This is a genomic window from Nocardia thraciensis (assembly GCF_054782435.1).
Genome location: NZ_BAAGSM010000011.1, coordinates 108,314 through 121,548 on the forward strand (window position 1 = coordinate 108,314; position 13,235 = coordinate 121,548).

The 13,235-nt window shown below is 69.3% G+C and carries 12 protein-coding genes and 1 pseudogene; 9 read left to right on the forward strand and 4 right to left on the reverse strand.

Annotation, left to right across the window (positions count from 1 at the left end):
* Positions 1-58: 58 nt before the first annotated feature.
* The 4 genes from ACYVLQ_RS05575 (at position 59) to holA (ending at position 5,038) form a co-directional block, all read left to right on the forward strand.
* Complete coding sequence (locus tag ACYVLQ_RS05575) at positions 59-898, forward strand: methyltransferase domain-containing protein (protein ID WP_460696284.1); 840 nt, start codon at positions 59-61, stop codon at positions 896-898.
* A gap of 144 nt (positions 899-1,042) precedes the next feature.
* The gene (locus ACYVLQ_RS05580) at positions 1,043-2,035 is read left to right on the forward strand and encodes a ComEA family DNA-binding protein (protein ID WP_460696285.1); all 993 of its coding nucleotides are present in this window, start codon (positions 1,043-1,045) and stop codon (positions 2,033-2,035) included.
* 337 nt (positions 2,036-2,372) lie between these two features.
* Positions 2,373-3,941 (forward strand): ComEC/Rec2 family competence protein, encoded by a 1,569-nt coding sequence (locus tag ACYVLQ_RS05585; protein ID WP_460696286.1) that lies wholly within the window; start codon positions 2,373-2,375, stop codon positions 3,939-3,941.
* A 125-nt stretch (positions 3,942-4,066) separates the two neighbouring features.
* A complete protein-coding gene (gene holA, locus ACYVLQ_RS05590) occupies positions 4,067-5,038 on the forward strand; it encodes a DNA polymerase III subunit delta (protein ID WP_460696287.1) in 972 nt (323 codons plus the stop codon).
* 148 nt (positions 5,039-5,186) lie between these two features.
* Here holA and ACYVLQ_RS05595 read toward each other — a convergent pair whose 3' ends face one another.
* Positions 5,187-5,822 (reverse strand): cytochrome P450, encoded by a 636-nt coding sequence (locus ACYVLQ_RS05595; protein ID WP_460696288.1) that lies wholly within the window; start codon positions 5,820-5,822, stop codon positions 5,187-5,189.
* A gap of 148 nt (positions 5,823-5,970) precedes the next feature.
* Here ACYVLQ_RS05595 and ACYVLQ_RS05600 point away from each other — a divergent pair, with 148 nt between their 5' ends.
* The gene (locus ACYVLQ_RS05600) at positions 5,971-6,096 is read left to right on the forward strand and encodes a hypothetical protein (RefSeq protein ID WP_460696289.1); all 126 of its coding nucleotides are present in this window, start codon (positions 5,971-5,973) and stop codon (positions 6,094-6,096) included.
* Here the strand turns inward: ACYVLQ_RS05600 and ACYVLQ_RS05605 are convergent.
* A complete protein-coding gene (locus ACYVLQ_RS05605) occupies positions 6,093-7,121 on the reverse strand; it encodes a phosphatidylinositol-specific phospholipase C (protein WP_460696290.1) in 1,029 nt (342 codons plus the stop codon). The genes ACYVLQ_RS05600 and ACYVLQ_RS05605 overlap by 4 nt on opposite strands.
* A 141-nt stretch (positions 7,122-7,262) precedes the next feature.
* Positions 7,263-7,526, reverse strand: coding sequence for a 30S ribosomal protein S20 (rpsT, locus tag ACYVLQ_RS05610; RefSeq protein WP_460696291.1), 264 nt, complete (start codon positions 7,524-7,526; stop codon positions 7,263-7,265).
* Positions 7,527-8,079: 553 nt separating this feature from the next.
* On the opposite strand from rpsT, the gene ACYVLQ_RS05615 reads away from it, so the two are divergent.
* Both ACYVLQ_RS05615 and ACYVLQ_RS05620 read left to right on the forward strand, forming a co-directional pair.
* Positions 8,080-8,988 carry an alpha/beta hydrolase gene (locus ACYVLQ_RS05615; protein ID WP_460696292.1) on the forward strand — a complete coding sequence of 303 codons (909 nt, stop codon included), beginning with the start codon at positions 8,080-8,082 and terminating at the stop codon, positions 8,986-8,988.
* 425 nt (positions 8,989-9,413) lie between these two features.
* Positions 9,414-10,205, forward strand: coding sequence for an aquaporin (locus ACYVLQ_RS05620; RefSeq protein WP_460696293.1), 792 nt, complete (start codon positions 9,414-9,416; stop codon positions 10,203-10,205).
* Positions 10,206-10,224: 19 nt separating this feature from the next.
* Here the strand turns inward: ACYVLQ_RS05620 and ACYVLQ_RS05625 are convergent, their stop codons facing one another.
* Positions 10,225-10,794, reverse strand: coding sequence for a type II toxin-antitoxin system PemK/MazF family toxin (locus tag ACYVLQ_RS05625; RefSeq protein ID WP_460696294.1), 570 nt, complete (start codon positions 10,792-10,794; stop codon positions 10,225-10,227).
* Between the two features lie 79 nt (positions 10,795-10,873).
* Here ACYVLQ_RS05625 and ACYVLQ_RS05630 point away from each other — a divergent pair.
* Both ACYVLQ_RS05630 and lepA read left to right on the forward strand, forming a co-directional pair.
* Positions 10,874-11,113: pseudogene (locus tag ACYVLQ_RS05630) on the forward strand (MmyB family transcriptional regulator); the annotation flags it as partial.
* A 248-nt stretch (positions 11,114-11,361) separates the two neighbouring features.
* Positions 11,362-13,203 (forward strand): translation elongation factor 4, encoded by a 1,842-nt coding sequence (gene lepA / locus ACYVLQ_RS05635; RefSeq protein WP_460696295.1) that lies wholly within the window; start codon positions 11,362-11,364, stop codon positions 13,201-13,203.
* Positions 13,204-13,235 lie beyond the last annotated feature (32 nt).

The following is a 13,235-nucleotide window of genomic DNA, read 5'->3' on the forward strand; positions in this document are numbered from 1 at the left end:
TTTGCCGAATCGGCAACAAATTTTGCCTGTCGGTGTGGTTCGGCGGCATGGTCGAACCATGAACCACGACGACTTCGATTGGGCCGCCATGGCCGAGATGCTGGTGGACGAGGGCGAGGCGTACAGCCCCTACCTGCACGCCGCGTTCGATCGGCTCGCGGAGTTGGAGCCGAAGCGGATCCTGGACATCGGCTCGGGCCCGGGTGTCGCGGCGTGCCTATTGGCGCGGCGCTTTCCTGATGCCGAGGTGATCGCGGTGGACGGGACTCCGGAGTTGCTGCGGATCGCCGAACAGCGGGCCGAACGGCTCGGCGTCCGGCTGGGTACTCGGGTGGCGGAGTTTCCGGCGGGGCTCGCGGAGCTGCCCGAGGCGGATCTGGTGTGGTCGGCCAATGTCGTGCACCACGTCGGGGATCAGCTGAACGCGCTCACCCGGATGGCCGGGCTGCTGCGTCCGGGCGGCGTGCTGGCCATCGCCGAGGGCGGGCTCCCGGCCCGCTGGCTGCCGCGCGATCTCGGGTTCGGACGGCCCGGCCTGCAGGTCCGGTTGGACGCCGCGATGGCGGAACGCTTCGACCGGATGCGTGCCGAACTGCCCGATTCGGTGGCGGTGGCCGAGGATTGGCCCGCCATGCTGCGCGCCGCCGGGCTGGTCGACGCGCACAGTCGCAGTTTCCTGGTGGACCGCCCCGCACCCTTGGGCGACGGCCCGCGTCGCTCGGTCCGGCAGTGGCTCGAGCGCAGCCGCCACATGCACGAGGAGGCGCTCGACCCCGACGACCTGGCAACCCTGAACCGCCTGCTGGATCCCGCCGACCCGGAGTTCATCGGCAATCGCGCCGACGTCTTCCTCCTGACCGCCAGGACGGTCCACTACGCCCACCGCCCGTCCGACTGAGGCCAGCGCGACGTCGCCGCTGTTCCCGGCCGGACGCCGCGGGCGAATCGGCGCGGTTCTCCACAGCCGGTCGGTTGTCCCCAGGTCTGTCGAAAGCCCTTGACGGCCGGGCGGTCTCGGAAATTCGGCGCATACGGTGGCCGCATGGCGCGAAACGAGGAGCGACGGCGGGTGCGGGAGCGGCTCGAGGCCATCGCATCGAAGCCGACCGACACGCGACCGTTTCCCGGCGGTCGCTGGCACCTCGACGAGCTCGCGGCCGACGGAAAGGATGGCCCCACCGAAACGGTCCCGGACCGAGAGCCCCCACCCCACGGGGGTCCCGAGTGGCGGAAACGGTCCGGCGGGGAAGAGGTCGAAGGCCCGCGCGTGCCGCAGTGGCTGCGGGAGCCGCGGGGCCGTGAGGTCCCGTGGCACGAGCGGCTGATTCCCGAACGCCTGCGCGGAACCCGGCTCGACCCCGGTCGGCGGGGCGTGCTGGTACTTGCCGCCGCGGGGCTGGTCGCGGTGCTGCTCGCCGCCGCCGCGATACATCGGGAAAGGCCTGTCGCACAACCTGTCCCGCCGCTCCCGGCGGTGCGAACGAGCACCGCCACCGCGTCCGAATCGGCCGGAAGGGCGGAGACGCCGAACTCCACGCCACCCGGCGGGCGCCCGGCCGAGCTGGTGGTGAGCGTGATCGGCCTGGTCGAGCATCCCGGACTGCTGCGTCTGTCGGCCGGCTCCCGGGTCGCCGACGCCCTCGCGGTCACGGTGGCGCAGGACGGCGCTGATCTGGGTGGGCTCAATCTGGCCCAGCGCCTGGCCGACGGCGATCAGGTCGTCGTCGGTGCCGCGGGTCCGCAGCAGGGCCCGCCACGACTGGGCAGCGTCGTCATCCCGGGAGGGCAGCGCCCCACCGCTCCCGGCGGAAGTCCCGGCGCCCCAGTGCCTTCCGGCTCCGCGGCGAAGGTCGACCTGAACACCGCCACGGAGGCGGAACTGGACGCCCTGCCCGGCGTCGGACCGACCACCGCCCTCGCGATCCTGGCCTGGCGCACCGAACACGGCCGCTTCACCAGCGTCGACCAATTGGCCGAGGTCACCGGAATCGGCCCTTCCCGCCTGGCCCGCCTCCGCAACCTGGTGACGGTATGACCACTGCGACAAGCCGCCACACCGCGTCCGCCGGATCGCTCCCTCGGTCGCCGGGCCACGAGCCGATGACATCGGCCGCATCCGCGACGAGCAACGACCATGTCGTGCCGCGTGGATTCGTCGGTCGCCCTGGTTATATCGCGGGGTGCGCAGCGGTCCGGACGGCCGCGAGACGGCGATTCTCGGCTGAGATTGCCGGGCGTGGGCGGACTGATCGACTCGCGCCCTCGTATCGACGACATGCTGACCTGACGATCGGCAGGGCTTCGCAGTTCGACAGTGACGCCTTCGCTGTAGACGGGTAGCGCCCGGGATCTCTGCGAAGGCGGATTTGACGGTGACAACGGACGGGGATTCGATGGAGGGTGCGGAACGTCCGGGTGAGCGGGGGCCGATCGTCGAGCCGACGCCGGTGGATGTGCGGCTGCTGCCGTCAGCCGTGGTGTGCTGGGGCGCAACGATTGTGGCGGTCGTCGGCGGGTGGCGGACAGGGCTTGTGCTCGCCGCGGGGTTGGTCGTTGTAGGAATCGGCTTGGGCGCGTGGCTGGTTCGGACGATGCGAACCGATCCGCGCCGGATGCTCGCGGCTGTGGCGCTGGCCGCTGTGCTGGCGGGAGCGGGCTTCGCGGCGGCCGCGGCCTGGCGTGAGAGCCGCACGGCGGCACATCCGCTGCGGGCGGCTGCCCCCGGTACCTATGTGACGGTCGTCGTCACGCCGGTCGACGATCCGAAACCCCTGCCCGGCAAGGCGTTCGGAGGGCGTCACTGGCTGCTGCGGGCAGACCTGCGGGAATACCGGCACGCGGAGACGGCTGTGCGGGTGGGCGGCGCGGTTCTCGTCCTCGCACCCGAGCAGGGGTGGTCGACGCTACTGCCGGGCCAGCGCGTGGAGTTCCGCGCGCGACTGGACCGGCCGTGGCGGCGGGATCTCACGGTCGCAGTGCTCCGCGCGCAGGGGCCGCCGACCGACGTGGCGGCGGCGCCGTGGTGGCAGCGTGCCGCAGGCGTCGTGCGGGCGAGGTTCGCCGCCTCGGCCGGTCGCGCCCTGCCCGACGATGCCGCCGGACTGCTGCCCGGCCTCGTCGTCGGTGATGTCTCCCGTCTGCCCGATCACGTTCGCGAGAACTTCGTCCAGACCGATCTGGCGCATCTGACGGCGGTCTCCGGCATGAATGTATCGATACTCCTTGCCGCCGTGCTGATTTCGGTGCGTACCCTGACTCTGGATGCCCGGCTCGGGATCTCGCTCGCGGCCTTCGCCCTGGTGCTCTTCGTGATCCTCGCCCGGCCGTCGCCCTCGGTGCTGCGGGCCGCGGTGGTGGGTGCGATCACGGTACTCGCTCTGCTGACCGGCCGCCGAAAACAGGCGCTGCCCGCGCTGTGCGCGGCGGTCCTCGGCCTGCTCGCCTACGCGCCCGCACTCGCCGTGGACGCCGGATTCGCACTGTCGGTCCTGGCCACGGCCGGATTGGTCCTGCTGGCACCGCGCTGGTCGCGGTGGCTGCGGGAGCGCGGCTGGTCACGGCTCCCCGCCGAGGCGCTGGCGGTGGCGACGGCGGCCTTCCTGGTCACCACGCCCATCATCGCCGCCCTGACCGGCCACGTCGGTCTCCTGGGAATCCTCGCGAACGTCCTGGTCGAGCCGGTCGTCGCCCCGCTCACCATCCTCGGCACGATCGCCGCCGCGCTGTCGTGCCTGTGGCCCCCCGCCGCGACAGCGGTCCTGCACCTGACGCAACCGATGCTGTGGTGGCTGCTGACCGTCGCGGAACGCCTTGCGGCGCTGAATGTTTCGCTCACGGTTCCGAACGGCGGGCGCGGCGCGGCGATCGTCGTCGTGATCGTGACCCTCACAGTGGCGGTCCTGTGCCGCCTCACCCGCCCGCGCGACGGTCCCGACCGGTGATGTTCCGGCGCCGAACGAATGCCCGCACGGGTGTCGGCGAGACGGTACAGACCGGCGGCGGCGAAATGTGCGGGTCGACGACAGGGTATCGGTGGATGTCGGTGCGCACCCGTAGGATCGTCGCCGTGACCGAACGCCCCGCACCCGTCCATCTCGTGCTCGGTGAGGAAGAGTTGCTGATCGATCGCGCGGTCTCCGCGATCGTCGGCCGGGTACGCGCCCTCGCGCCGGACCCGGAAGCATTGCCCGTGGACCGAATGCGCGCGGGCGATGCGAGCACCTCCGAGTTGGCGGAGCTGCTCAGTCCGTCGCTGTTCGCCGAGGACCGGGTGATCATCCTGGAATCGGCGGCCGAGGCCGGTAAGGACGCGGTCGCCGTGATCACCGATGCGGCCGGGTCGCCGCCCGAGGGCGTGGTGCTCGTCATTCTGCATACCGGCGGCGGGCGCGCCAAGGCGCTCGCCCCCGCCCTGCAGAAGGCGGGCGCCGAGGTGCATCAGTGCGCCAAGATCACCAAGACCGGTGAGCGAATCGAGTTCGTGCGCAACGAGTTCCGCGCCGCGGGCATCCGGGTTCCGGCCGAGGTGGTGCAGACCGTGCTTGAGGCCGTCGGCTCGGATCTGCGGGAACTGGCCGCCGCGTGCTCGCAACTGGTCGCCGATACCGGCGGCCGGGTCGATGTCGGCGCGGTCCGCCGCTACTATTCGGGCCGGGCCGAGGTGACGGGTTTCGACGTCGCCGAACTCGCCGTCGCGGGCGACCGACCGGGCGCCATGGAGGCCCTGCGCTGGGCCACCGACCGCGGCGTCCCGGCCGTCCTGCTCGCCGACGCCCTCGCCGATTCGGTGCACACCATCGCCAAGGTCGGCTCGGCCGGTCGCGGCGACCCGTTCAAGCTCGCCTCCACCCTGGGCATGCCCCCGTGGAAGGTCAAAAAGGCCCAGGGCCAGGCCCGCGGCTGGAACCCCGCCACCATCGGCACCGCCCTGCGGGTAGTCGCCACCCTGAACGCCGACGTCAAGGGCGGCGCCGCCGACACCGACTTCGCCCTCGAACACGCCCTGTCGAAAATCCTCGACCTACACGGCACCACCTGAACCCGGACCGGGCGCCACGATCTCCAGCGCCGGACAGTAGCTCCGGAACCCTCCTCGCCGTCGTAGGGTTCGGGTAGCTGTCGCGCGGGAAGCGACGGATATGGACACATACGCTGATCAAGTCCAGACGGTGTCGGCGTGGGTGTGTTCACCAGGTGATCTGGACGGCGATCGGTCCGGTGTCGGCGTGGCCGCGGGTCCATTCGATGTCGTGGATGTTTCCGTGCAGCCTCAGATCCGGAAGCCGGTCTGCCAGCGTCTGCAGTGCGATGCCGATTTCGAGCCGGGCCAGGGCGGCGCCGAGGCAGTGGTGGGGACCGCGGCCGAACGCCATATGACGTCCCGCCTGCTCCCGTGCCGCGTTCCGGCTCGGGTCGAAGGTATCGGGTTCGGGGAAGTGGGCCGGGTCACGGTTGGCCGCGCCGAGCCGGGCAAGAACCATGTCACCGGCTCGGATCCGCGTTCCGGCCAGTTCCACATCCTCATGCGCCCAGCGCGGGAAGGCCTCGCCGATCTGGCCGATCTGTAAGCGGACAACCTCCTCGACGACCGCCTCCAACTCGGTCGCTGAGCAGCCGCCGAGCGCGGCCAGTCTGCCTTCGGTGGCCAGCTGTATTACCCCGACCGAGATCGCATTGGTGGCGGTCAGGTAGCCGGAGGCGAGGATTGTCAGGGTCAGTGTGGTCAGTTCGTAGTCCTCGAGTCGCCCGTCGTCGCGGTCGCCGGCCTCGATGAGCGTGCTGAGCAGGTCGTCGCCGAGCTGTTCTCGCTTGGCGGCAATCACCTCACCGACGTAGCCGGCGAATTCCGCCCTGCAGACCGTGTTCGGGCACACAGCGTTCCCCGCCCGTCGGTGACAGAAGAATTCGGAACGGTCGTGTGTGATCCGCTGGGCGGCGACCGACTTCCGCCAATGCTGTGGTGGAAATGCCGTGACGCAACAGCGCGAGTTCGGATTCGATGCCCGCCGCAAGGATGACGGTTCCGGTGAGAACTGGGATCTGTTCGTGTTCTTCGGTCCGTTCGTCGACCCCACCGCTCTGGTTGCCGCCGGCTAGTTGTGGTGGATGATCTCGCTAACCAGGTCTGGTCCCGGGAAATCCATCATCAACACGCCGGTGGGCACGCCCGGCCGAGCGCGTAGATGGTCCAGGGTGTGCTGGTTTTCGAAGGAGGCGTAGCGGCTCGGGAATTTGGTGGGGTCGGGGGCGCCGTTGGCGGAGAGGTAGTTGACGGTGAGGGCGGAGGGTGGGGCGGTTGCCGCCTTGTCGAGGTGGGCGGCTATCGCGGCCCATTTCACGTCGCGGTCGGGGCCGTCCCACAGGTCTTGTTCGTCGAGGGGGAGGCCGCGCTCGCTGCCGAATTCGATGCCCGCGAACTGTGTGATCACGATTCTGCCGCGCACGTCACGCAGCGGCGGAACCTCGGCGCGGCCGCTGGCCGAGGGCAGCCAGACGCGGGGGTAGGCGGCCAGGTTCCGATCCACGCGGGCGAGATCCGGCTTCAGCCCACCGGCGTCGACGCAGCCGAAGGGGCGGCCGTCGCCGGTGCATTCGGCCTTCACCCGCATCAGTACGGTCTCGCGCGGATGCCGGTTCAGGAAGTCGTCGACCACGCCGAGCACGTCGTCGAGGGTCGCCTGCTGGTAGAACGAGCCGTGATGCACCGCCAGCGCGTCGGCTTCGTCACGGCGCACCCGGATGTCGAGTGCCCTGATACCGGCCTCCAGCTGAATGCGCAGACTCTGCCGCGAGGTGCAGTTGCCGTCGCTACACCCGGCGTCGAAACTCTCCTGCGTGACCACCGCGGGCCCGGCCTTGCCGCCGTGCACGGACAGGGTGTCGTGGGTGCCGGGTATCGACACCCAGCTCAGCGGCCGGTCGTCGGGCAGCGCGCCCATCCAGTCGGGATTGCTCGCGGTATCCAGCGGCGCCGCGCTCGGTCGAGCGCCCGGCAGCCCGGCCGCGACCGGGGCCACTGGAGGTTCGGAAGTCGTTGGGGGAGTGGAAGATTCGCCACACCCGGCCAGCAAAGCCCCCACCGCGACCGCCACCGCGATCCTGCGCAATACCCCACCCGACATTCGCTCACGGTAGCCGAACGGCCCGCGCCGCGCGAATTATGGTGCGTGACACGACAAAAGCCGCCGTGGTCGTCTGTGTTCACAGACCCTCTGCCACGGCGGCGTTGCGTAAGTAGGTGCGGTAGCGGCTACCGCGGGAAATCAGCCCAGCTTGTTGTAGGCCAGCGACAGCGCCGACTTCTTGTTGGCGGCCTGGTTGGCGTGGATGACGCCCTTGGAGGCGGCCTTGTCGAGGTCGCGGCTGGCGGAGACCAGCAGCTCCTGCGCCTTGTCCTTCTCACCGGCCGCGGCGGCCTCGCGGAACTTGCGGATCGAGGTGCGCAGCGCGGACTTCACCGACTGGTTGCGCTGCCGCGCGACTTCGTTGGTGCGGATCCGCTTCATCTGGGACTTGATGTTTGCCACGCTTGTTCCTCTGATTCCTGTCGTCAGTTCGGTGTCATGCTTCGGGAAGTCTGTGGGCGCACTACATCGGATCGGTAGCGCCGCGCCGACGATCGAGACTACCAGCTATCACGGTTCGGGGTGAAATCGCCCCGGTCGGAAGCATGTGGATGCGAGAAATCTACCCATCTCACCATGCGACGGCGCCCGGTGGTGGACCATTTTGCCATTCCTCCCCGCCGCGACCCCGCGACCGGTCGCGTCCGTGCACGCACCGGCGGGCAACGGCCGGGCGGCGGGGATCTTCGTCGGGTACCGGCCCGGCCGCCCTGCGATCGAAATGCTTTGGTGGACTGCGTCTTGCGTGTCGCGACGCCGCGCTATAGCGTCCCTCACCAGCGATCGGTCAGGGGTGCCCAGCCGGGCATTCGTCCTATCACACAAGGGAGAGCCTCGCGTGCGAGCCTCGGCGCGGACAGCGGCGGTATTCATTGCCACAGCACTGCTTTGTTTCGCGGCGGGTCCAACCCGGGCAGCGGCCGCACCGGCTGCGGATCCGTGCAGGTCGTTCTTCGTGCCGGTGCCGCAGGGTCAGCTGGCCGCGACGCTGTGCCTGCCCACGGACGCGCCGACGGACACCGTCATGGTGCTGATGGCAGGCTCCAATTACAACGGCACCTACTGGGATTTCGCGTATCAGCCGCAGACCTACAACTTCCGGCAGGCGATGAATCGGGCGGGCTACGCGACGCTGATCGTGGACCGGCTCGGCAACGGCGCCAGCACCCGCCCGCCAGCGCTCAGCCTGACGGCGTCGGCCACCGCGGACGCACTGCACGGCATCGTGCAGGGACTGCGGCGCGGCCTGGCCGGGGCGCGGCCGTTCGGGAAGGTCATCACCGTCGGCCACTCGCTGACCTCGGGCACCTCGGTGATGGAGGCCAGTACCCATCACGATGTGGATGGTGTTGTGCTGACGGGATATTCGCATTCGCTGAACGTCGCCGAAACGCTCGGCGTCGTGTCCACCTACCACCGCGCCGTCGACGATCCCGCGTTCGCCGGACGCGGCCTGGATCCGGGCTACGTCGTCTCGCGTCCCGGCACCCGGATGCAGGACTTCTACGGGCCCGGCAACGTCGATCCCGAGGTGCTCGCGCTGGACGAGAGGACAAAGGAGGTCTTCTCGCTCACCGAATATCCCGACGGGCTGCTGTCCACCCTCCCGGGGATGTCCAGCCACATCGACGCACCGGTCCTTGTCGTCAACGGCGGCCTGGACCGGCTGTCCTGCGGCATCGGTTACGCGGCTTGCGCGAGCGCCGACACCCTGCGGGCCGCGGAGGCGCCGTTCTTCAGCCCCGCGGCGCGGTTGCGCACCTTCGTGCTGCCCGGCAGCGGGCACTCGCTCAACCTGGCCCGCAACACCGTCGAGTACCAGTCGGCGGTCATCGAGTGGGCGGACTCGACGGTCGGTCGCTGACCGTCGGCCGTTTACGTTTGGTGCTCGCGGATTTCCGGTGGCGGGCAGGAGATCCCGCGACGGCCGCGTGGCGCGCTGCTGCAGGCCAACGCGGACAACGACCTGAGCACCGAGGAACTGGTCAATATGCTCTGGCTGGTGATCGTGGCGGGCCACGAGACGACCGTGCACCTGCTGAGCAATGCCGTGGTAGCGCTGTGCGGCCACCCCGAGCCGCGCGCGAAGGCGGTCGCGGGGGACCGGCCCGCTCGAACTCCCGGTGCGGCTGAACCCTTCCCACTGAGCGGCGCGGCCGCCCCAGGGTCGTTGTGGAGCGGGTCCGGCTCGCGTAGCGTCCGACGGGAGCGACCGTACCGGTCGTACGTTCACGAATTCTCCGCGTTGTAGCTGCTCTCGATGCTCGGCTCGAAAGGGGAAGGTGGCAGATGTCTCCGACTGCTCAGGAAGTTGTCGAGGAAGACGTCGAACGGCGGCCGGTTCCGCTGGCCCGCAAGTTGCTCGCCGAGGCGATCGGCACATTCGTGCTGGTGCTGGGCGGCGTCGGCACCGCGGTGATCGCGGGGGACCGGGTGAGCGCGCTCGGGGTGGCGCTGGCGTTCGGGTTCACGCTGTTGTTCCTGGTGTACGCGATCGGGCCGATCTCCGGCTGCCACGTGAATCCGGCGGTGACGCTGGGTCAGCTGCTGCTCGGCCGGGTCACCGTGGTGACCGCGATCAACTATGTCGTGGCACAGCTGATCGGCGGATTCGCGGCCGGTGCCGTCGTCTACGCGCTGGCGCAGAACCTGCCGTCCTACGATCGGGTCCGGGACGGCTTGGGCGCCAACGGCTGGGGCGCGCACAGCCCGTCCAAGGTGGAGATCGACGGTCCGATCGGCACGCTCACGCAGAACGGCTACGGCCTCGCCGCCGCCATCACGGTGGAGGTCATCCTGACCGCCCTGCTGGTGTTCGTCGTGCTCGCGTCCACCGATCAGTTGTCCGACGTTCCGCTGGCAGGGTTGTCCATCGGGATTACGCTCGCGGTCATCCACCTGATCTCGATCCCGATCGACAACACCTCGGTCAATCCCGCCCGCAGTCTCGCCGTCGCGCCCTATCAACCCGGCGCGCTCGCGCAGGTCTGGGTGTTCATCGTGTTCCCGCTCGTGGGCGGCGCGCTCGGCGCCCTCGTCTACGGGCTGTTGTTCGGCCGCTCCCGCAACATGGTGTCGTGATCAGAGTGTCCGATCGTGCTCACTGCCAGTGGTATTCGGCGCACAGCCGGTGGGCGACCAGGTCGAAGGTCTTGCGCGGCAGGACGGCGCCCTCGCGCCGGATTCCGGCCTCGGGCACATCCAGCACCCGGTCCAGCCGCGCCCAGCTGGTCCGGCCCTCGTAATCCCAAGGCCCGGAACCGATCTCGATCCAATTGCGGTCGCCCGCGCGTTGCGGGTTGGACGACAGCATGAGTCCCAGCAGGATGGTGCGCTCGCGGCCCACCACCAGCACCGGCCGGTCCTTGCCGTTGCTCGGGTCCTCCTCGAAGGGCACCCAGGTCCAGACAATCTCGCCGGGATCGGCCCGCCCGTCCAGCTGCGGGCAGTAGACCACCTGCCGCGCCCGCTCACGCGTGGGCACCGGCGTCGAGGCGGTCGGCCGGACCGCGACCCCGGGCGCCTTGCGCCGCCCCCGCGCCCGATCCCACATCGAGGACCGCTGCATCCGGTTCACCAGCTTCGGCGCCTGCTTCTTGACGATCCTGGGCCCCTGCTCCCTGGCGATGGTCCCCAACTGCTTGCCGAGTGAGCTCCACGTGCTGGCCATGGATCGGACTATAACGGCGTAAGGACGCAAACTCACCCCGCCCCAACTTCGTTGTGCCAGCTGGGGATTTGCCCGGTTCGCCGAGGCGTGCGCCGACAGCGACGTCCGCGGACCCGACACCGGAACCGAGGACCTGACGCATCCGGAGGCGGGCCCGCTCGCCCTCGAGTACGCCAATTACGTACTGCCCGGCCCACATTGCCTGGAACCGGTGGTGATGACCGCGCCGGAGGGTAGCACCACGCACCGCGCTCTCGCGGCGCGAGTGAGTGCGCCCGGAACCGAGCAGATCGGGTCGCCGACCGGCGCGCATATGTGACCCGCGTCGCTCTCACCGGTGCGCGGTTCCGCGCGGAAGGAGGGGACCGTGCGACGCGGCCCGACGTTGCCCATAAGCTGAAACGGAAGCGGACAGCATCACCCGGCCGCGCACCGTTGCGGCGCGACCCGGTTTCGGGGGGCTGCCGCGTACGCGACGAAGGAGCCAGCGGCGGCCGCCGAGAACCGAACCGTTCGGGCGCCACAGACCCGCGACGCCGGAGGCGGCGCAACAAGAGAGAGAGTGGAGTGCCAAGCTTCGCCGATACGACGTTCACCGAACCCGCGAAGATTCGCAATTTCTGCATCATCGCGCACATCGACCACGGGAAGTCGACCCTGGCCGATCGCATGCTGCAGCTGACCGGGGTGGTCGAGGAACGGCAGATGCGCGCGCAGTATCTGGACCGGATGGATATCGAGCGGGAACGCGGTATCACCATCAAGGCCCAGAACGTGCGGCTGCCGTGGACGGTGGACGGCACCGACTACGTGATGCACCTGATCGACACCCCGGGCCACGTGGACTTCACCTATGAGGTGTCACGGGCTCTGGAGGCGTGCGAGGGCGCGATCCTGCTGGTCGACGCGGCGCAGGGCATCGAGGCGCAGACCCTCGCCAATCTCTATCTGGCGCTGGACAAGGACCTGGAGATCATCCCGGTCCTGAACAAGATCGACCTGCCCGCCGCCGATCCGGACCGCTATGCCGCCGAACTCGCGCACATCGTCGGCTGCGAGCCCGAGGACGTGCTGCGCGTCTCCGGCAAGACCGGCGTGGGCGTGCCCGAACTGCTGGACACCGTGATCGGCAAGGTGCCGCCGCCGCAGGGGGATGCCGACGCGCCCGCCCGCGCCATGATCTTCGACTCCGTGTACGACACCTATCGCGGTGTCGTCACCTACGTCCGCGTGGTGGACGGCAAGCTCACCCCGCGCGAGAAGATCAAGATGATGTCCACCGGCGCCACCCACGAGCTGCTGGAGATCGGCATCGTGTCCCCGGAGCCCAAGCCGACCAAGGGGCTGGGCGTGGGCGAGGTGGGTTACCTCATCACCGGCGTGAAGGATGTGCGCCAGTCGAAGGTCGGTGACACGGTGACCGTCTCGAAGGGTGGCGCCGTCGAGCCGCTCACCGGGTACCGGGAGCCGAGCCCGATGGTGTTCTCCGGTCTCTACCCGGTCGACGGCTCGGACTATCCGGATCTGCGCGACGCCCTGGACAAGCTGCAGCTCAACGACGCCGCGCTGACCTACCAGCCGGAGACCTCGGTGGCGCTGGGCTTCGGCTTCCGCTGCGGGTTCCTGGGCCTGCTGCACATGGAGATCACCCGTGAGCGGCTGCAGCGCGAGTTCGACCTGGACCTGATCTCCACCGCGCCCAACGTGATCTATCGCGTGGTGATGGAGGACGGCGCCGAACACGTCGTGACCAATCCCTCGTACTGGCCGGAGGGTAAGTCGCGCGAGGTCTACGAGCCGATCGTCAAGGTCACCATCATCTCACCGAGCGAGTTCATCGGCTCGATCATGGAGCTGTGCCAGTCCCGCCGCGGCGAGCTGGGCGGCATGGACTACCTGTCGGAGACCCGCGTCGAGATGCGGTACACGCTGCCGATGGCCGAGATCATCTTCGACTTCTTCGATTCGCTGAAGTCGCGCACCCGCGGCTACGCCAGCCTCGACTACGAGGAGGCGGGCGAGCAGCAGGCCGACCTGGTGAAGGTCGACATCCTGCTGCAAGGCGAGGCCGTCGACGCGTTCTCGGCGATCGTGCACCGCGACGCGGCGCAGGCCTATGGCCGCCGGATGACCGAGAAGCTGAAGGAGCTGATCCCGCGCCAGCAGTACGAGGTGCCGATCCAGGCGGCCGTCGGCTCGAAGATCATCGCCCGCGAGAACATCCGCGCGATCCGCAAGGACGTGCTCGCCAAGTGCTACGGCGGCGACATCAGCCGCAAGCGCAAGCTGCTGGAGAAGCAGAAGGAAGGCAAGAAGCGGATGAAGACCATCGGCCGCGTGGACGTGCCGCAAGAGGCGTTCGTGGCCGCGCTGTCGACGGATTCGTCCGCGGACAAGGGCAAGAAATAGCTCCGCGCCTGAGCATGTGACCGGTTGGTAAG

What these genes read in the sequence shown, in the direction of transcription:
- ACYVLQ_RS05625 (WP_460696294.1), bottom strand. Translation starts at nt 10,794, where the DNA reads ATGGCCAGCACGTGGAGCTCACTCGGCAAGCAGTTGGGGACCATCGCC.
- ACYVLQ_RS05620 (WP_460696293.1), top strand. Translation starts at nt 9,414, where the DNA reads ATGTCTCCGACTGCTCAGGAAGTTGTCGAGGAAGACGTCGAACGGCGG.
- ACYVLQ_RS05580 (WP_460696285.1), top strand. Translation starts at nt 1,043, where the DNA reads ATGGCGCGAAACGAGGAGCGACGGCGGGTGCGGGAGCGGCTCGAGGCC.
- ACYVLQ_RS05575 (WP_460696284.1), top strand. Translation starts at nt 59, where the DNA reads ATGAACCACGACGACTTCGATTGGGCCGCCATGGCCGAGATGCTGGTG.
- ACYVLQ_RS05605 (WP_460696290.1), bottom strand. Translation starts at nt 7,121, where the DNA reads ATGTCGGGTGGGGTATTGCGCAGGATCGCGGTGGCGGTCGCGGTGGGG.